The sequence below is a fragment of the Phenylobacterium sp. genome, from assembly GCF_044358365.1.
Classification (GTDB): Bacteria; Pseudomonadota; Alphaproteobacteria; order Caulobacterales; family Caulobacteraceae; genus Phenylobacterium.
This window is the reverse complement of the sequence record NZ_JBIKNZ010000070.1, coordinates 1-17,854: the sequence shown is the minus strand read 5'-3', so window position 1 is coordinate 17,854 and position 17,854 is coordinate 1. Positions and strand designations below refer to the sequence as shown.

Genomic DNA, 17,854 nt, shown 5'->3' with positions numbered 1-17,854 from the left:
GGACGCCTCAAGGACTGGCGGCGCATCCACACCCGATACGACCGATGCGCACACACCTTCATGTCCGCCATCGCTCTCGCTGCCACCGTCATCTTCTGGCTATGATCAATGAGTCCTGAGCCTAGTTGGCTGAAGGCCCAGCGCTCGAGAGTCTTGCCGCGGTTCGTTTCTCGCCGCTAGGCTTCTCAGGGTTCGCCGTCCGCACCATCACCGTATCTCTACCGAAAGCTTTGCCATCGATTCCTGGTTACGGTGACCCCCGATGGGAATTACCGGAATTACAGGGACGCCATACCCATTGCGGCAACCTGTTCCAGAGCAGCCGAGCCTGTGGCCCGCCCCCTCCACCCCCGGCTCTACGGCCTCCGGCCTCGGCCGGCGGTCCCCCTCCCGCCGCTTCGCGGGGGAGGTAGGGTGTCGCGTTGAGGGGGCGGCGTCGGAGTAACTGCCCGCTTGCGCGGCCCACCTTCTCCCACAAGGGGCGAAGGAAAACGTAGCCCTAAACGACGACGTGTGAGTGCTACGGCGCGTTACGAGACCAGCTCGCCCGCCAGCGCCCGCTCGATCAGGGCGATGGTGCGGTCGACGCCGAAGATGGCGGCGAAGGAGCCGAAGCGGGGGCCCTGGCTCTGGCCCAGGAGAACTTCGTAGAGGGCGGTGAACCACAACCGGAGCGGCTCGAAGCCGGCGTCCTTGCCGACCGCGAAGACCTCGTTCTGGATCGCCTCGGCGTCGGCGCCGGGCGGCAGGGCCTTCAGCTTGGCGACAAGGGCCCGCATGGCGGCGCGTTCGACGTCGGTGGGCGCCCGGAAGCGCTTCGCGGGCTTCACGAAATCCTCGTAGTAGTGGATCGCGTAGCCTGCCATCTGGTCCAGCAGCGGCTCGGACGCCGGGGTCGCGCCGGGCAGGTAGCGGGCGATGAAGGCCCAGAGCAGGTCCTTGGTCGAGGCGTCGGCGGCCGACACCAGGTTCAGCAGCAGGGAGAAGCTGACCGGTGAGCCGCGCTCCGGCGGGGCGCCGCGGTGAACGTGCCAGGCCGGGTTGTCGACCTGTACGGCGTTGTCGCCCTCGGCCTTCTTGCGGTTCAGCGCATCCAGCTGTTGCAGATACTCGTCCGTCGCCTTGGGGATCACGTCGAAGTAGAGCCGCTTGGCCGACTTGGGCGACTGGAACATGTAGTAGGTGAGGCTCTCGGGCGTGCCGTAGCGCAGCCACTCCTCCATGGTCAGGCCGTTGCCCTTGGACTTGGAGATCTTCTGGTTCTGCTCGTCCATGAAGAGTTCGAAGTGGAAGGCTTCCGGCGGCTCGCCGCCCAGGGCCTTCACGATGCGGTTCGAGACGCGGACGCTGTCGACCAGATCCTTGCCCGAGGCTTCGAAATCGACCTCCAGAGCCGTCCAGCGCGCGGCCCAGTCGGGGCGCCATTGCAGCTTGACGTGGCCGCCGGTGACCGGGACCTCGGTCAGGGTTCCATCCTCGTCGGCGAAGACGATGGTTCCAGCCTCGACATTGCGTTCCAGGGTGGGCGCCTGCAGGACGCGGCCGGTCTTCGGGCTGATCGGCAGGAACGGCGAATAGGTGGCCCGGCGCTCTTCGCCCAGGGTGGGCAGCATGATCGCCTGCACCGCATCAAAGCGCGCCAGGATGCGCAGCAGCACCGCGTCGAAGCTACCTGACCTGTAGGTCTCCGTCGAGCTCATAAAGGTATAGTCGAAGCCGAAGCCGTCGAGGAACGCGCGCAGGCGGGCGTTGTTGTGGGCCCCGAAGCTCTCGTATTCCCCGAAGGGGTCGCGGACGGAGGTGACCGGCTTGTCGCGGTCCTCTTCCAGCATCGCGCGGTTGGGCACGTTGTCCGGGATCTTGCGCAGGCCATCCATGTCGTCGGAGAACACGATCAGCTGCGTGGGGATCGCATCCTCGGTCAGTGCGCGGAAGGCGTTGCGCACGATGGTGGGGCGGGTGGCCTCGCCGAAGGTGCCCAGGTGCGGCAGGCCCGAGGCGCCGTAGCCGCACTGGAAGATCACGGGTTTGGCCAGGGCCGGCAGGGTGGCGACGGCCTCGTGGAACTTGCCCTGCATGAAGAGCGCGGAAGCCAGATCACGCTCTGGATCCGACAGGCGCAGACGCGCGATGCGGTCGAGCAGCAGTCGCGCCTGTTCGAACGGCCAGCTTCGGGCGTCACGGGCAGTGGAGGACAGACCTTGCAACATGCCGCGCGGCGTAGAGCCAGAAGGGGCAAAGGGAAAGCCGTTTCGGCGGCGGACGCACGCAATTCTGGCCGGCGAGACCTTTGCGGCACGGCGCCCGCACGATAGGGAACAGACCCATCCTCTCCCGGACCCGATCATGAGCGAGGCCACCACCCCGCGCGGCCTGACCCCCAATGCGCGCGGCGCACTGTGGATGCTGGGCTCCGCCGTGGGCTTTGCGGGCATGACGGTGCTGATCAAATATCTGGGCGACGACTACCCGCCGGCGCTTCAGACCTTCTACCGTCAGGCGGCTGGATTTGCCGTGTTGCTGCCCATCATCCTGCACCATCGCGGTGCGGCTTTCGCCACCACGCGGCCCGGGCTTTTGCTGTTTCGATCCGGGGCCGGGACCATCGGGATGATGCTGTCCTTCTACGCCTTTCAGGAGATGCCGCTGGCCGACGCCAATGCGCTGTCGTTCACCCGCAACCTCTGGCTGGTGCCGCTGGCGGCGTTTGTGGTGCGCGAGCAGGTGGGCGCCCTGCGGATCGGCGCGGCGGTGGTCGGCTTCCTGGGCGTGCTGGTGATGATCCGGCCGGGCGCCGGCGGCGAATTCGCGCTGGGCCTGCCGGCGCTGGCGATGCTGGCGGCGTCATTCCTGTTCGCCCTGACGATCACCGGCATGAAGGTGATGACGCGGGACCACTCGCCGACCGTCCTGCTGGTCTGGGGCGCGACCCTGGGTCTGGTGCTGGCCATCCCCGGCGCCTTCCTGACCTGGCGCTGGCCCGAGCCGATGGATCTGGGCCTGCTGTGCCTGATGGGGGTGATGGGGACGATCACCCAGGCCTGCTATATCAAAGGCATGCAGTTGGGAGACGCCGCCGCCATGGCCCCCATCGACTACACCCGCCTGATCTTCAGCGCGGCGGCGGGATACCTCCTCTTCAGCGAGATCCCGACCATCTGGACCCTGATCGGCGCCGTGATCATCGTGGCGTCGACGCTGTTCATCACGATCCGGGAGCAGCAACTGGCGAGGTCGGCGAGGCTTAGCGCAGTGGCCGAGGTGGATCGGTAGGGGTCGTCGGCCAGGGGCGTCGGCGAAAACTCTGGCCGGTGGCGCTCCCTTCTCCTCCCCCGTCGGGGGAGGGGGACCGCGCGGAGCGGGGTGGAGGGGGCCGCCGTCGCAAGGAGCGCCTATGTGTGCGCCTCGATCATTCGCAGCGCGGCGTCCAGATCCTCGAAAATCAGGCTCGCCGAGATGCGCAGGGTCCGAACGCCGCGTAACGCCAGCCAGGCGTCGCGCTCCGCGTCGCGCGCCTCAGCATCGCCAAGCCAGTGCGTCTGCCCATCAACTTCGACGCAGAATTTGGCGGCGTCGCAATAGAAGTCGAGCACATAGGGACCGATAGGATGTTGGCGGCGAAACCGCATTCCCTGGGTTTTCCCACGCAGCGCGACCCACAGGCGGGCCTCCGGCGGCGTCATCCGGCGGCGAAGCGACCGCGCGCGACGGATTGTCGTCCTCGGGGCGTACATAGGGTCAGAGTGTCAGGCACGCTGCTCCCGGCAAGCCCCCTCCACCCCGCTTCGCGTGGTCCCCCTCCCCCGACGGGGGAGGAGAAGGGAGCGCCTAGTCGCCCTGTAATCGATCCAGATCCTGCTGGGCCGCCTGACGATGCTTCGGCTTGAGGTTTCGCCCGAGCACCGCAACCAGGGCTGCGAACACGGCCGCGTCGTCAGTGAATCCCAGGCCCGCGATGAAATCCGGAACTACATCCACAGGCATCACGAAATAGGCCAGCGCCGCCAGCATCATGCCCTTGGCGGCCAGTGGTGTTTCCTCGTCGCGGGCGCAGTGCCAGACCGAAAGCGCATCGCGGGCGAAGGGGATTCTGGCCGCGACCTTGCGGATCTTGGGCCAGAAGCCGGAGGCCACACGCTCCTCGTTCACCGCGATCACCGAGGGGACCAGAGCCTTGTCGGGTGAGATCACCGACCGGGGATCGAAGGTGACGTCGGGTGACGCTTTTTTGCGGCCGCTCATCGGAGTAAGCCTGCGCCAAATTTCAAGCCACCAGACGAGATCGGAATTTCCATGGAACTCAATTCATCCGTTGCAGCGGTTGTCACCGGCGGCGCCTCGGGCCTCGGCGAAGCCACGGTCCGCGCCCTGGCGGCCCAGGGCGTGAAGGTCGCGATCTTCGACATGAATGAAACCAAGGGTGAGGCCGTCGCCAAGGATGTGGGCGGCGTCTTCTGCAAATGCAATGTCACCTCCGAGGAAGACGTGGACGCCGCCTTCGCCAAGGCCCGCGCCGCGAACGGCCAGGAGCGGATCCTGGTGAACTGCGCCGGCACCGGCAACGCGTTCAAGACCGCCAGCCGCGACAAGCAGACCGGCGAGACCAAGCACTTCCCGCTCGACGCGTTCAACTGGATCATCCAGATCAACCTGGTCGGCACCTTCCGCTGCATCGCCAAGTCGGCGAAGGGCATGCTGGACCTGGAACCGATCAACGGTGAGCGCGGCGCCATCGTCAACACCGCCTCGGTGGCGGCGGAAGACGGCCAGATCGGCCAGGCGGCCTATTCCGCCTCCAAGGGCGGCGTCGTCGGCATGACCCTGCCGATCGCCCGCGACCTGGCCGGCGACGGTATCCGGGTGAACTGCATCCTGCCCGGCATCTTCGAGACCCCCCTGATGGCCGGCGCCCCGCCGCAGGTGAAGGACGCGCTGTCAGCCTCGGTGCCCTTCCCCAAGCGCCTCGGCCGGGCGCCGGAATACGCCCAGCTGGCGCTGACCATGATCACCAACGGCTACTTCAACGGCGAAGACGTCCGCCTGGACGGCGCGATCCGGATGGCGCCGCGCTAGAAAACACGCCGCCGCGAAAGCGGAGCTATCAGCTTCCGACCGCAGAAGGCGCAGAAAACGCAGAATGTTTCTGCGACCTTCTGCGCCTTCTGCGGTTTTCTGTTCCTACCGCCGCCGGCGCACCGGTCGGCTGGAGCCCAGCAGGCCGCCCAGTACGCCGCGGATCAGTTCGCGGCCTACCTGGCTGCCGATGGTGCGCAGCATGGACTTGGCGAAGGTCTCCCCCATGCCCTGGCGGTTGGAGGCCCGCGCGACCGGCGCCCGGCGCTCGGGCTCGTCTTCCACTTCCGGTGCTGCGGCCCTGGCCTCGGCGGCGGTGGCTGAGGCGCGCGCTTTCTGAAGCGCCTCGAACGCTGATTCACGATCCAGCGCCGTATCATAGAGGCCGCGCACCGGGCTCTGGCCCATGATGGCAGCGCGTTCCGCCGGCAGCGCAGGACCCATCCGCGAGTTGGGTGGGCGGATCATGGTCTTCTGGACCACGGTGGGCGCGCCCTTTTCGTCCAGCACTGAAACGAGCGCCTCACCGACGCCGAGCGCCTGGATCGCCTGGGCGGTGTCAAAGGCGGGGTTGGGCCGGAAGCTGTCGGAGGCGGCGCGCAGGCCGCGCTGGTCGGCAGGGGTGTAGGCGCGCAGGGCGTGCTGGATGCGGTTGCCAAGCTGACCAAGGACAGTGTCGGGGATGTCCGCCGGGTTCTGGGTGATGAAATAGACGCCGACGCCCTTGGAGCGGATCAGGCGCACCACCTGTTCCACCTTTTCCAGCAGGGGCCTGGGTGCGTCGCGGAACAGCAGGTGGGCTTCATCGAAGAAGAACACGAGACGCGGCTTCTCCGGATCGCCGATTTCGGGCAGCTCCTCGAAGAGCTCGCTCATCAGCCACAGCAGGAAGGTGGCGTAGAGGCGCGGATTGGCGATCAGCTTGTTGGCCGCCAGCAGGTTGATGTAGCCCTTGCCTGCGGCATCGGTCCGCATGATGTCGGAAAGCTGCAACGCCGGCTCGCCGAACAGGTTCGTGCCGCCCTGGTCCTCCAGCACCAGCAGGCCGCGCTGGATCGTGGCGATGGTGGCGGGCGAGATGTTGCCGTAGCGGGTCGACAGGTCCTTTGCGTTCTCGGCGGCGTGGGCCAGCGCGGCCTGCAGGTCCTTCAGATCCAGCAGCAGGAGGCCCGCCTCATCGGCGGCGCGGAAAACCACCGAGAGCACGCCCTCCTGGACATCATTGAGTTCAAGCATCCGGGAGATCAGCAGCGGCCCCATTTCCGAGACGGTGGCGCGGATGGGATGGCCAGCCTCACCGAACAGGTCCCAGAACACCGTGGGCGCGGCGGCAGGCTTGATCTCGAGGTTCATGGCGGCGGCGCGGGCCAGCATCTTTTCGTTGGGCGTCCCGATGGCGCTGATCCCGGAAAGGTCGCCCTTTACGTCTGCGGCGAAGACCGGAACGCCGGCGTCCGAGAAACCCTGAGCCAGAATCTGGAGCGTGACGGTCTTGCCGGTGCCCGTCGCCCCGGCCACGAGGCCGTGCCGGTTCGAGCGGTTGAGCAGCAGCATCTCCGGGTGGTCGGAAAAGCCGATCAGGACACCGTTGTCGGCCATGGATTGATCCTCGGAGAGCCAGCTTTAGTTACGGGAAACTAACCGGGCGCGGGCCAGGCCGCCACCCCTCGCAAGACGTCAGGTCCGCGCGCCCCTCGGCCAGGGACATCGGGCAAATCCTCTCCCCAAGGCGCCGAAACAAGGGTAGACCCAACCGGAACTTATCCCCCAGAGCCCCCCGCGCGTCTCGAAAGCCGATATGCCCGCCATCACCGCCGAACAGACGTCACGCAACGCCCTGGTGATCCTCGCCACCATCGCCGGTGGCGGTGTTCTCTATGTGCTGGCCGATATCCTGACGCCGCTCGCGCTGGCGGTTTTTGTGGCCCTGATGATCGACGGTTTTGCCCGCGCGCTGCAGGCGCGACTTCCCGGGGTTTCGGTGCGCGCCGCGATGCCCCTGGCGATCCTTCTGTCGGTCGCGATCTTCGTGGGCGCGGCCTTCTTCATCGTCGACAACGCCACCAGTTTCGGGGGCCAGTTGATCACTTATGCGCCGAAGCTCAACGGACTGATCGCCCGGGTCGCGGGCCTGGTCGGCGTGGATATTCCACCAACGATGACACAGCTTGTCCAGCGCCTGGACCCCGCCAGCCACCTGGGTCAGGTGGCTGGCGGTCTGCAGAGCTTTGCGTCAACAGCCGCCTTCGTTCTGGTCTACCTCGGCTTCATTCTCGCCTCCCGGAGGGGGTGGGAACGCAAGGCTGTCGCCCTGTTCGGGACGCGTGAGGAGCGCCATGAGGCCACGGCCGCCTTCCTGCGCATCCGCGATGGCGTTGAGCAGTACCTGTGGGTCCAGACAGTCACCGGCCTGATGATCGCCGTGACCTCGTGGATCGCCATGGCGCTGGTCGGTCTGGACAACGCCCTGTTCTGGGCCATCCTGATCTTCATCGCGTCCTATATTCCGGTGGTGGGCGGGATCGTTGCGGTCGCCCTGCCGCCGATCTTCGCCATGGTGCAGTTTGATACGCTCTGGCAAGCGCTGGTGCTGTTCGGGGTGCTGCAGGTCATCGGGATGTTCGTGGGTAATGTGATCCAGCCCCGAATGCAGGGTCGCAGCCTGAATATGGACCCATTGGTCCTGCTGCTGGCCCTGGCGTTCTGGAGCGCGGTGTGGGGCCTGCCCGGCGCGTTCCTGTCGACACCCCTGACGACGGTCATGATGGTTGTGCTGGCCCAGTTCAAAGGAGCCAGATGGGTCGCCGTGCTGCTGTCGGCGGACGGACAGCCGGGCCCCGCGAGAACCAGGGGCGCCGAGGCGACCGCATCGACGCCAGCATCCCGACCGTCCAACAAGAACCTGTGATCGGGGGCTTAAACTGTGACCGCGTCATTCCTATTTGACTGTTATCGGACGGATCAATCGCCCGACGGGCATCACCGTCCCCCTCCCCCCAGGGCGGAACGAGCCCACAGCGGTTCGCCGACCCCCCACGGCCGAACCCCGCGCCGCCGGAAACTCTCCTCCGGCGGCGTTCTCGTTTCCGGAATCCCGTCATGAGCACGTCATCCCGCAGCGGAATAGGCCTGAGCCGGGCGCTGGCCGCCGAACTGTCTGAAGATCCTTCGCCGAACGCCGCAAAGGCCTTTGCAAGACAGGCCGCCGCCGACGCCCAGCCGGACGACACCCCCGAACTTTCGACGGCAGGCCTTGCCCGCAACCTCGGCGATTTCTGGCGCCGCGCCCAGGACCGCAAGGGACGGACCCCGAATATCCGCCTGACCCCGGCGCTGGACGCCGGGCTGGACCGCCTGGAAATCGTCCAGGACGATGCGCCCTTTCTGGTCGACAGCGTGATGGGTGAGCTCTCCGATCAGGGCCTGTCGGTGCGGGCTATGTTTCATCCGGTCGTCGAGGTGGGTCGCGACCGGCGCGGACAGCGGACCGCTGACGGCATTCTGCGCCGGGAATCCATGATCCAGGTACTCCTGGAACCGGTTGGCGAAGACCGGGAGCGAGCTCTTGTCGACGGGGTCAAGGCCACGCTGGAAGATGTGCGCGCGGCAGTCGATGACTTCCCCGCCATGCTGGCGTTGATGGATCAGGCTGTCGAGGAGTTGGCGCGCTCCGGCAAGGCCCAGCCTCAGGAGATCGACTTCCTGAATTGGCTGCACGCCGAGCACTTCGTGTTTCTGGGAGCGCGCGTCTATGAGTATCCACGCCTGAAGAACGGCGCATATGCGCCGGAGGAGCCCCTCTATCAGCCGCGCGACGGCCTGGGCGTGCTGCGCGACCCCGAGCGCACCGTGCTGCGGCGCGCCAATGAGCCTGCCGTGCTGATGCGGCAGGTTGAGGACCGCATTGTCCGCGATCCGGCGCTGACCATCGCCAAGTCCAACGTCAAGAGCCGGGTCCACCGGCGCGGCTATATGGACTACGTGGGAGTCAAACGCTACGGCGCCGACGGCCTGCCAAGCGGCGAGGTCCGCTTCGTCGGGCTGTTCACAGCCGAAGCCTACGACCAGCCCGCCAACGCCGTGCCGCTGATCCGGGAAAAGGTTGCCCGGGTGGTGGCGCGGATCGGCGCAGCACCCGGCAGCTATAACGAAAAGCGCCTGCGCAACATCGTCGAGAACCACCCCCGCGACGAACTGTTCCAGATCAGCGAGGATGAGATGCTGGCCCAGGCCGTCGGCATCCTGCACCTGTCGGATCGCCCGCGGATAAAGCTGTTCGTGCGCGCCGACCCCTTCGACCGGTTCGCCTCTGTCCTGCTGTTCGTACCCCGGGACCGCTACGATTCCGATCTGCGGCGGCGGGCGGGCGACATTCTGACGAAGGCCTATGGCGGACGGTTGTCGGCCTACTATCCGAGCTTCAGCGACAGCCCGCTGGCGCGGGTTCACTACATCATCGGCTTCACGCCGGGCCAGCATCTTGAGCCCGATCTGCGCCGCGTTGAAGCCGAGATCGCCGAGGCTGCAAGAACGTGGGACGACAGGTTTGCCGCCGTTGTGCGCGCGGGCGGTCTTGGCCCGGATCAGGTTTCAGCCACTGTACGGCGTTTTCACGAGGCCTTCCCCGCCGGCTACCGGGACCGTTTCGATGCGGCGCAGGCGCTGGAGGATGTGGCCGTCATCGATACCTTCCCGGCGGACCGCGCCATCTGCGCGCGGGCCTACCGGACGGGCGCTGATGGCCCACTGCAGTTCCGGTTGAAGCTATATCGGCGGGGTGAGCCCGCGCACCTGGCGGACGTATTGCCGATCCTGGAAAGCATGGGCCTGAAGGCGATCGCCGAGGCAGGGTTCAGGGTTTCACCCCAGAACGCCACACCCGTCTGGGTGCATGATTTCGAGATCGAAGACCCGCGCGGCGGCGATCTGGTCTTCGCCGAAATAAAGACCGCCTTTGAGGACGCCGTGGCTGCGGTCTGGACCGGCCAGACGGAGAACGACGGGTTCAACCGACTGGTGATGGAGCTGGCGCTGCCCTGGCGCGACGCCGCGCTGATCCGCGCCCTGGCCCGCTATCGTCAGCAGTCCGGACTTGATCCATCGCAGCGGGTGCAGGAACAGGCCCTTGCGAGCCACCCCGGCGTCACACGGCTGATTCTCGACCTGTTCCGGATCAAGTTTGATCCTGCGATCGTGGCTGATCTCGCGGCGCGCAAGGCCCGCGCGGTCGCGGTCATGGCCGAGATCGTGGAAGCGCTTCAGTCGGTCGAAAGCCTGGACGACGACCGGGTGCTGCGCCGCCTCGCCCTGCTGGTGGAGGCCATCCAGCGGACAAACTTCTATCAGCAGGCGCCCGGCGGCGACGCCAAGCCTTACATCTCGTTCAAGGTCGCCAGCGACACCCTGGCCGATCTGCCCGCGCCCCGGCCGTTCCGCGAAATCTTCGTCTGGTCGACCGCAGTGGAGGGCGTGCACCTGCGCTTTGGCCCGGTGGCCAGGGGAGGCCTGCGCTGGTCGGACCGGCGCGACGACTTCCGCACCGAGGTTCTGGGTCTGGTCAAGGCCCAGCAGGTCAAGAACGCGGTGATCGTGCCGGTGGGATCGAAGGGCGGCTTCTACCCCAAACAGCTGCCGAAGGGCCCGCCAGACGCCATCCGGGCTGAGGCGGTCAGCGCCTACAAGACCTTCCTGTCCGGCCTGCTGGACCTGACCGACAACCTGACCGCCCTGGGCAAGGTCAACCATCCGGACGGGATCATCGTACATGACGGGGATGATCCCTATCTGGTGGTCGCCGCCGACAAGGGCACGGCGACCTTCTCGGACATCGCCAACGGCGTGGCCGAATCCTACGGTTTCTGGCTGGGCGACGCCTTCGCCTCCGGCGGCTCGGTGGGCTATGACCACAAGGTCATGGGCATCACGGCTCGCGGCGCCTGGGAAGCGGTCAAGCGCCACTTCCGCGAGATGGGCAAGGATATCCAGTCCGAGCCCTTCACCGTCGTCGGCTGCGGCGACATGTCGGGCGACGTGTTCGGCAACGGCATGTTGCTGTCGCGCCAGATCCGGCTGCTGGCCGCCTTTGACCACCGCCATATCTTCCTCGATCCCGACCCTGACCCCGTAAAGAGCTACCTGGAACGCGAACGGATGTTCGCCCTGCCCCGCTCGTCCTGGGACGACTATAGCCGCAAGGCGATGTCGAAAGGCGGCGGGGTCTTTGCCCGGTCACTGAAGACCATTCCGCTTACACCAGAGGTTCGGACCATTCTCGGAACCCAGGCCGAGAGCCTGTCGCCCGCCGAGGTAATCAACCTGATCCTGAAAGCGCCCGCCGACCTGCTCTACCTCGGCGGCATCGGCACCTATGTGAAGGCCCGACAGGAGGGCCATGTCGATGCCGGCGACAAGGCCAATGACGCCGTCCGGGTCAACGGCGCTGATCTGCGCGTGAAGGTGATCGGCGAAGGCGCGAACCTGGGTCTGACCCAAGCCGGCCGGATCGAGTTCGCCGAAGCCGGCGGCCGGGTCGAGACCGACGCCATCGACAACTCCGCCGGGGTGGATTCGTCCGATCACGAGGTGAACATCAAGATCGCCACCGGCATTCTGGAACGTCAGGGCAAGCTGACGCGGGCGCAGCGCAACAGGCTTCTGCCGACCATGACCGGGGACGTCGCCAACCTCGTGCTGGCCCACAACTACGACCAGACCCTGGCGCTCTCGCTGCTGGAGATGGACACTGTTCGTGAGCTGGAACCCCACGCCCGGTTCATGGTCGAGCTGGAGCAGGGTGGCCGGCTGGACCGCGCTGTGGAGGGGCTTCCCGATGCTGCGGCCATCGCCGAGCGGCGGAAGGCCGGCAGGGGGCTGTCGCGGCCGGAACTGGCCGTGTTGCTGGCCTATGGCAAGCTGGAGCTCAAACGCGAGATCGCCACGACCCGGGCCACCGAAGATCCGTTCTTCGAGGGGCGACTGGAGGCCTATTTTCCAAAGCCGCTGCGAAAGTACCGGGAGGCCATACACAGCCACCGGCTGCGTCCGGATATCATCGCCACGGTGATCGCCAACGACATCGTCAACCGCTGCGGGCCCAGTTTCCCGACACGGACCATGACCTCGGCCAACTGCGATGTGACCGCCCTGATCAATGGCTATGAGGTCGCCAAGCAGGCGCTGGACTTCGAACGCCTGTGGGCGGCGGTGGCGGCGCTCGATCTCAAGGTTCCCGCGGCCGGACAGATGGCGCTGTTCCGCCGGTTGAGCGCGGCGCTTCGGGGCGCCACCTTCTGGCTGGCCCGTCGGGCCGGTCGTGAAAACCTGGGGATCGCGGAACTGGCCGCCCGTTATGCGCCGGGGTTCCGCAGCCTGAACGGCCTGATGCCGGATATCCTGTCCCCCGCCGAGCGCGGCTCCGTGGAGCTGCGGATCGGGGAGATCACCGATCTGGGCGCCCCGGCCCGTCTGGCGCAGGAGGTCTCGGTACTGGGACCGCTGACCAACGCCGCCGATCTGGTGGATCTGGCCGAGGCTTCCAGCTGGCCTCTGCCGAATGTGGCGCGACTCTACTACGCCACTGACGCCGCCTTTGCCTTTGACCGGCTGAGGACAGCGGCGGGCGAGTTCCGGGCCGGCGACATCTTTGAACGTACCGCGCTGCGGCGTCTGATCGAGGATCTCCTGGCGGAACAGGCGCAATTGACGCGCGCCATCATGACCTTCGCAGGCAACGCGCAGGCCGGCGATAGTGTCGCCGAGGCGCGGCGCGCGGTAGTCGCCTGGTCGTCGCTGCACCCGGACCTGACCCTGGCGGCGAGTCGGACGGTCGGCGAGATCGAAGCGGGCGGAGCCTGGTCCTTCGCCAAGTTCACCATCGCCAACGCCGCGCTGCGGGAACTGGCGGCGGAAGCAGCTATCGGCCGAAAGCGGCGGCGGTAGAGCCGTCGGGCAGGAAGGGCGGGCGAGTGGTCAGTGCCGGAACACGCGCACGCCGGTGAACACCATGGCCAGGCCGCGTTCGTCGGCGGCGTCGATGACGGCCTGATCACCGATAGAGCCCCCGGGCTGGATGATGGCGGTGCAGCCCGCATCCGCCGCCTGGATCAGACCGTCGGGGAAGGGGAAGAAGGCTTCCGAGGCGCAGGCCGACCCCTTCAGGTCCAGCCCGAAGTCGGCGGCCCGAAGCGCGGCGATGCGTGCTGAGTCCTTGCGGTTCATCTGGCCGGCCCCGATGCCGAGCGTCTGGCCCGCCCGCGCATAGACGATGGCGTTGGACTTGACGTGCTTGGCCACCGTGAAGGCGAACAGCATGTCGGCCACCTCCTCTTCGGTAGGCGCACGCCGGGTGACCACCTTGAGGTCCGCCGGGGTAAGGTGCGCAGTGTCGCGGGTCTGGGTGAGGAAACCGCCTGACACGGACTTGAAGGTCCGCCCCGGCACGGAGGGGTCAGGCAGGCCGCCGGTCACCAGCAGGCGCACATTCTTCTTCTTGCGGAACAGGGCGACGGCGTCATCGTCAGCCGCCGGCGCGATCACCACTTCGGTGAAGACCTCCAGAAGCTGGGCCGCTGTGGCCGCGTCCAGCCGTCCATTGAGCGCGACGATGCCGCCGAACGCGCTGGTAGGATCGCAGGCCAGGGCGCGCTGGTAGGCCTCGAGCATGGTGGCGCCAGTGGCCAGCCCGCAGGGGTTCGCATGTTTGATGATCGCGCACGCCGGGCCGACTGCGGGATCGAACTCGGCGATCAGCTCGAAAGCCGCGTCGGTGTCGTTGATGTTGTTGTAGCTGAGCTCCTTGCCCTGCAGCTGGGTAGCCGTCGCGACGCCTACCGGCGGGTTGGGAAAGCGGTAGAAGGCCGCGGCCTGATGCGGGTTCTCACCATAGCGCATGGTCTGGGCCAGCTGGCCGCCGATCGAGAAGCGCGCGGGCGCAAACTCACCCAGTTCATGGGCGAACCAGGAGGCGATCGAGGCGTCATAGGTGGCTGTGCGGCCATAGGCGCGCGCGGCGAGACGACGTCGCAGGACAAGGGATGTGGCGCCGCCATCCGCCAGTTCGGCCAGCACCTCAGCCATATCCGCAGGATCGGTGCAGACCGCCACATAGCCGTGGTTCTTGGCGGCAGAACGGATCATCGCCGGGCCGCCGATGTCGATGTTCTCGACGCAGGTATCGAAATCAGCACCTGCCGCGACCGTCTGTTCGAACGGGTAGAGGTTCACGTAGACGAGGTCGATGGCGCCAATGCCGTGGAGTTCCATCGCCGCCTTGTGTTCCGGCGCGTCGCGCACGCCCAGCAAGCCGCCGTGAACCAAGGGGTGCAGGGTCTTGACCCGGCCGTCCATCATCTCGGGAAACCCGGTGAGATCGGCGATATCTTTCACCGGCAGACCGGCGTCGGCGATGGCCTTTCGGGTGCCGCCGGTGGAGACCAGTTCGACCCCCAGCGCCGCCAGGGTGCGCGCCGCCTCGACCAGCCCGGTCTTGTCGGACACTGACAAAAGCGCGCGACGGACAATCACCTGATCGGGGGCGGGCGGGAAATCAGGGGCGGCAGGCATCGCGGACTCCGGGCTTCAGGTGTGAAGGGAGCCCAGGCGAGCGGCAGGTGTCGTCATCGCGCTCCCCGGTGGTCACCCACCTCTATCGCCAGTCACGCGAGACAGAGCGGGATTAGGCCCCGGACGACGTCACGTCAACGCGGGGCGGCGCCCCGTCGATCAAATCTGCGATCCGCGTGGACGCGGGTGAGGCCGTGGCCCCCGCCGGCCGCGCCGGAGACAACCGCCACCGCACCCGCGCGCCGGAATCAGCGCGACGCTGTCCTCGCAGAACCAGTTGCTGTCCAGGGCGATCCGACCTGGGCGCAGGCTCCAGGTCCATGTCGAGAACGTCGTTGCGAAGAACCCAGCCCTCAGCCTCGCCGGGTATGCGCAGCAGGACGCTGCGGCGATCCTGGGCGACCAGCGCCCTGACGCCGGGGTGAAGCTGAAACCGCAGGGCATAGGATACGAAGTGCCGGCCATCCGGCCCCTGCGCGCGGGCCGTCGGCGTGAGCCGGTCCTCGCCCCGGAGGTCGTCCGCCTCCAGGTCCAGATAAAGGCGCCGCTGATGTATCAGCCGATGGGCGCGGCTCCAGCCGTGGTGCGCCATATCCAGCCAGACCGCGCCGGGGGACTCTTGGCGCTGGACCTCTACCTGGGTGTCAGCGTTCGCAAGCCTTGGTCCCAGGACGCGGGCCGGGAAGCCGGTGATCTCATCGCCAAGCCGGCCGTCGGCCACCTGGACGGAGGACGCTGTCTCCAGTGTCCGCCCCGAATGGAATTCGATCAGCCGATGTCCGCCGACCAGCACCTGGATGGCCAGCGGCGTGGCCGTCGCATCGGGGCTCCATGGTCCGGACGCAGGGGGGCTGGCATCGGCGATCACCTGCAGGCGTCGCGACTGCATCCGTTGATAGCCACCCAGGGCGCTCTCCAACGGCCGGTCACCGACGGTATCCAGGGCGCGGGCCGCCGCCACATAGGCCGCGCTGCGCAGGCCGCCGCCCTGGCCCGTCGCCAATCCGCCATCGGCAAGCGTGAAGAATCGGACCGCAGCCGACAGGCCATCGATCGCCCGCTGCACAGCCTCGGGTGCGGCCAGGCCCCGCTGGGCCATCGCCTCATCCAGGGTCTGGAGATCGAACAACAGCTCGAGCGTCGTCGACGCCTTTCGCGACACGTGCGCGCCATCTGGCCGAATAGCGCGGGGGAGCGTCCGGGCCAGCCGCTCGAGCGCCCGATCCAGCAGCTTCGTCCCGGCCGGGCCCTTCAGGGCGACACCGGCCACAGCGACGGCCGCGGCGCTCTCTGCAGCACCGGGCCCGAAGCGTCGGCGCAGAAGGTCGCGGGCCTGTCGCGCCAGGTCGGCGGCGATCTGGGCGGTTTCGGCGTCGGAGGCGCGCGCGGTCAGGCTGGGGCCGGCGCAGGCCAGGTTGTAGACACGCCGGGCCATCACCTTGGGATCCCAGGCAAAGCTGTTCCAGCGGCCGAACAGTCGGCGCCACTCCAGCACCAGCCTCAGCGCCTCCGCTGCGCCCTCGGGACCAACCGCGATGAGGTCGGGCAGCCAGTCGAAGCGGTGCAGGGCCTCGGCAAAGGGTCGATCGGGGCTGGGGCGATCCCAGGGGTCGCCGCCGACGCCCACAGCCAGGGTAGCGCCGCCCAGTGCAAAGACGCCGGCCAGTACCCCGCGACCGGCTTCGCTACAGGCCGGTCTGTAGTTACGCGGCTGCAAAGCGAAACCGTCGGGCGCTGGCCGGTTGGAGAGCCAGCGATGCAGATCGGACCCGCGCCACTCCTCGGTGATCGCCCGGCCTGTGGCCACGGCGAGGGCCAGCGCCAGGTCTGACCCTGGAGGACGGCCAAGACGAGATGAACCGGGCACCGCGCGCCTGTCAGCCGCGAAGCGCGGCGATGTTGCCGGCATACTGCGCCGCCCCGCCGCGGAATACGGCGGTTCCCGCGACCAGGGCCGTGGCGCCCGCCGCCACACAGAGCCTTGCCGTCTCCGGCGTGACCCCGCCGTCCACTTCCAGCGGGATATCGCGACCCGTGGCGTCAATCATGGCCCTGAGCGCGGTGATCTTCGCCAGCTGGGAGCGCATGAACGTCTGGCCGCCAAAGCCGGGGTTGATGGACATCACCAGGATAAGGTCCACCTCGTCCATCATCCACTGGATCACCGCGGGATCCGTGGAGGGGTTGAACACCACGCCGGCCTTTGCGCCGAGCTCGCGTATGCGCTTCAGCGTACGGTTCAGGTGTGGGCCCGCCTCGGGGTGGACGCTGATGTAGTCAGCGCCGGCCGCGCGGAACGCCTCGAGATAGGGGTCAGCCGGCGAAATCATGAGGTGAACGTCAAACGGGATCTTCGCGTGAGGTCTGAGCGCCTTCACGACGTCCGGCCCGATCGTAATGTTGGGCACAAAGTGCCCGTCCATCACATCCACATGCACCCAGTCCGCCCCGGCAGCCTCGATGGCGCGGACTTCCTCGCCGAGCCGCGCGAAATCGGCGGCGAGGATCGAGGGGGCGATGAGGGTCTTGGGCGCGGCCATGCCCCGGCATAACCTGATGCGGGCCGGCCTGCCAATGTAGCTCTCCGGACCAAGGACCGGTAGCTCTTGCGGTCTTGTGGATCAAGTCTGGGCCAACTTGTATCAGGACGTTATGTTTGCCTAGCCCTGTTGGAGAAAGCCATGCAATCAATGCTCATTCAATTTCTTCCGCTCATGGTCATTCAATCGATTTACGCAACTATTGTATTCATCATGGCAACGACGCGTCGTATAAACCCGTGGTTCTGGACGATCAGTTCGTTATTTCCAGGCCTCGGCATGTTGGCCTCAGGTCTCTTCATGCTGCTTACGACATTGTCGATGCTTGACCGATTGAATGCTCTCGAGATGAACAAGGCCTTCAACTGATGGCCTGACGCGGCGACCGCCGTTCTCCTCCCCCGTCGGGGGAGGGGGACCGCGCGGAGCGGGGTGGAGGGGGCCGCCGTCGCACGGAGCGCCTATGTGTGCGCCTCGATCATCCGAAGCGCGGCGTCCATATCCTCAAACAACAGGCTCGCCGAGATGCGCAGCGTCCGGATTCCACGCAACGCCAGCCAGGCGTCGCGTTCCGCGTCGCGCGCCTCAGCATCGCCAAGCCAGTGCGTCTGCCCATCAACTTCGACGCAGAATTTGGCGGCGTCGCAATAGAAGTCGAGCACATAGGGACCGATAGGATG

Annotated in this window: 13 protein-coding genes, 1 pseudogene and 1 riboswitch; of the genes and pseudogenes, 6 read left to right on the top strand and 8 right to left on the bottom strand. The window is 67.0% G+C overall.

The window, feature by feature from the left end; all coding sequences use genetic code 11:
* Positions 1-105, top strand: a pseudogene (locus ACIQ3B_RS15260) (IS5/IS1182 family transposase); the annotation flags it as partial.
* A gap of 425 nt (positions 106-530) precedes the next feature.
* Here the strand turns inward: ACIQ3B_RS15260 and ACIQ3B_RS15255 are convergent.
* Complete coding sequence (locus ACIQ3B_RS15255; protein WP_397404037.1) at positions 531-2,210, bottom strand: lysine--tRNA ligase; 1,680 nt, start codon at positions 2,208-2,210, stop codon at positions 531-533.
* A 136-nt stretch (positions 2,211-2,346) separates the two neighbouring features.
* Between ACIQ3B_RS15255 and ACIQ3B_RS15250 the strand changes: the two genes are divergently transcribed.
* On the top strand, positions 2,347-3,273 hold the full coding sequence (locus tag ACIQ3B_RS15250; RefSeq protein WP_397404035.1) for a DMT family transporter: 927 nt from the start codon (positions 2,347-2,349) through the stop codon (positions 3,271-3,273).
* 119 nt (positions 3,274-3,392) lie between these two features.
* On the opposite strand, the gene ACIQ3B_RS15245 is transcribed toward ACIQ3B_RS15250, so the two are convergent.
* Entirely contained in the window at positions 3,393-3,683 is a 291-nt protein-coding gene (locus ACIQ3B_RS15245) for an endonuclease domain-containing protein (RefSeq protein WP_397404039.1), read from the bottom strand.
* Between the two features lie 145 nt (positions 3,684-3,828).
* Complete coding sequence (locus ACIQ3B_RS15240) at positions 3,829-4,242, bottom strand: YkvA family protein (protein WP_397404034.1); 414 nt, start codon at positions 4,240-4,242, stop codon at positions 3,829-3,831.
* 51 nt (positions 4,243-4,293) lie between these two features.
* Between ACIQ3B_RS15240 and ACIQ3B_RS15235 the strand changes: the two genes are divergently transcribed.
* Positions 4,294-5,073, top strand: coding sequence for an SDR family NAD(P)-dependent oxidoreductase (locus ACIQ3B_RS15235; protein WP_397404033.1), 780 nt, complete (start codon positions 4,294-4,296; stop codon positions 5,071-5,073).
* A gap of 105 nt (positions 5,074-5,178) precedes the next feature.
* Here the strand turns inward: ACIQ3B_RS15235 and ACIQ3B_RS15230 are convergent, their stop codons facing one another.
* Complete coding sequence (locus ACIQ3B_RS15230; protein ID WP_397404031.1) at positions 5,179-6,672, bottom strand: helicase HerA-like domain-containing protein; 1,494 nt, start codon at positions 6,670-6,672, stop codon at positions 5,179-5,181.
* Between the two features lie 199 nt (positions 6,673-6,871).
* Here ACIQ3B_RS15230 and ACIQ3B_RS15225 point away from each other — a divergent pair, with 199 nt between their 5' ends.
* Both ACIQ3B_RS15225 and ACIQ3B_RS15220 read left to right on the top strand, forming a co-directional pair.
* Positions 6,872-7,981 (top strand): AI-2E family transporter, encoded by a 1,110-nt coding sequence (locus tag ACIQ3B_RS15225; RefSeq protein ID WP_397404030.1) that lies wholly within the window; start codon positions 6,872-6,874, stop codon positions 7,979-7,981.
* A gap of 191 nt (positions 7,982-8,172) precedes the next feature.
* The gene (locus ACIQ3B_RS15220) at positions 8,173-13,011 is read left to right on the top strand and encodes an NAD-glutamate dehydrogenase (protein ID WP_397404029.1); all 4,839 of its coding nucleotides are present in this window, start codon (positions 8,173-8,175) and stop codon (positions 13,009-13,011) included.
* A gap of 30 nt (positions 13,012-13,041) precedes the next feature.
* On the opposite strand, the gene purH is transcribed toward ACIQ3B_RS15220, so the two are convergent.
* The 3 genes from purH to rpe all read right to left on the bottom strand — a co-directional run bounded on the left by purH (position 13,042) and on the right by rpe (position 17,174).
* A complete protein-coding gene (purH, locus tag ACIQ3B_RS15215) occupies positions 13,042-14,634 on the bottom strand; it encodes a bifunctional phosphoribosylaminoimidazolecarboxamide formyltransferase/IMP cyclohydrolase (protein WP_397404028.1) in 1,593 nt (530 codons plus the stop codon).
* Between the two features lie 23 nt (positions 14,635-14,657).
* Positions 14,658-14,740: riboswitch (ZMP/ZTP riboswitch) on the bottom strand.
* A gap of 6 nt (positions 14,741-14,746) precedes the next feature.
* Positions 14,747-16,501, bottom strand: coding sequence for a heparinase II/III family protein (locus tag ACIQ3B_RS15210; protein WP_397404026.1), 1,755 nt, complete (start codon positions 16,499-16,501; stop codon positions 14,747-14,749).
* Between the two features lie 10 nt (positions 16,502-16,511).
* Entirely contained in the window at positions 16,512-17,174 is a 663-nt protein-coding gene (gene rpe / locus ACIQ3B_RS15205) for a ribulose-phosphate 3-epimerase (RefSeq protein WP_397404024.1), read from the bottom strand.
* 141 nt (positions 17,175-17,315) lie between these two features.
* Between rpe and ACIQ3B_RS15200 the strand changes: the two genes are divergently transcribed.
* Positions 17,316-17,543: a hypothetical protein gene (locus ACIQ3B_RS15200; protein WP_397404022.1), complete on the top strand. Its 228-nt coding sequence runs from the start codon at positions 17,316-17,318 to the stop codon at positions 17,541-17,543.
* A gap of 92 nt (positions 17,544-17,635) precedes the next feature.
* Here ACIQ3B_RS15200 and ACIQ3B_RS15195 read toward each other — a convergent pair.
* On the bottom strand, positions 17,636-17,854 hold a 219-nt coding region (locus ACIQ3B_RS15195; RefSeq protein WP_397404020.1), incomplete at its 5' end, for an endonuclease domain-containing protein.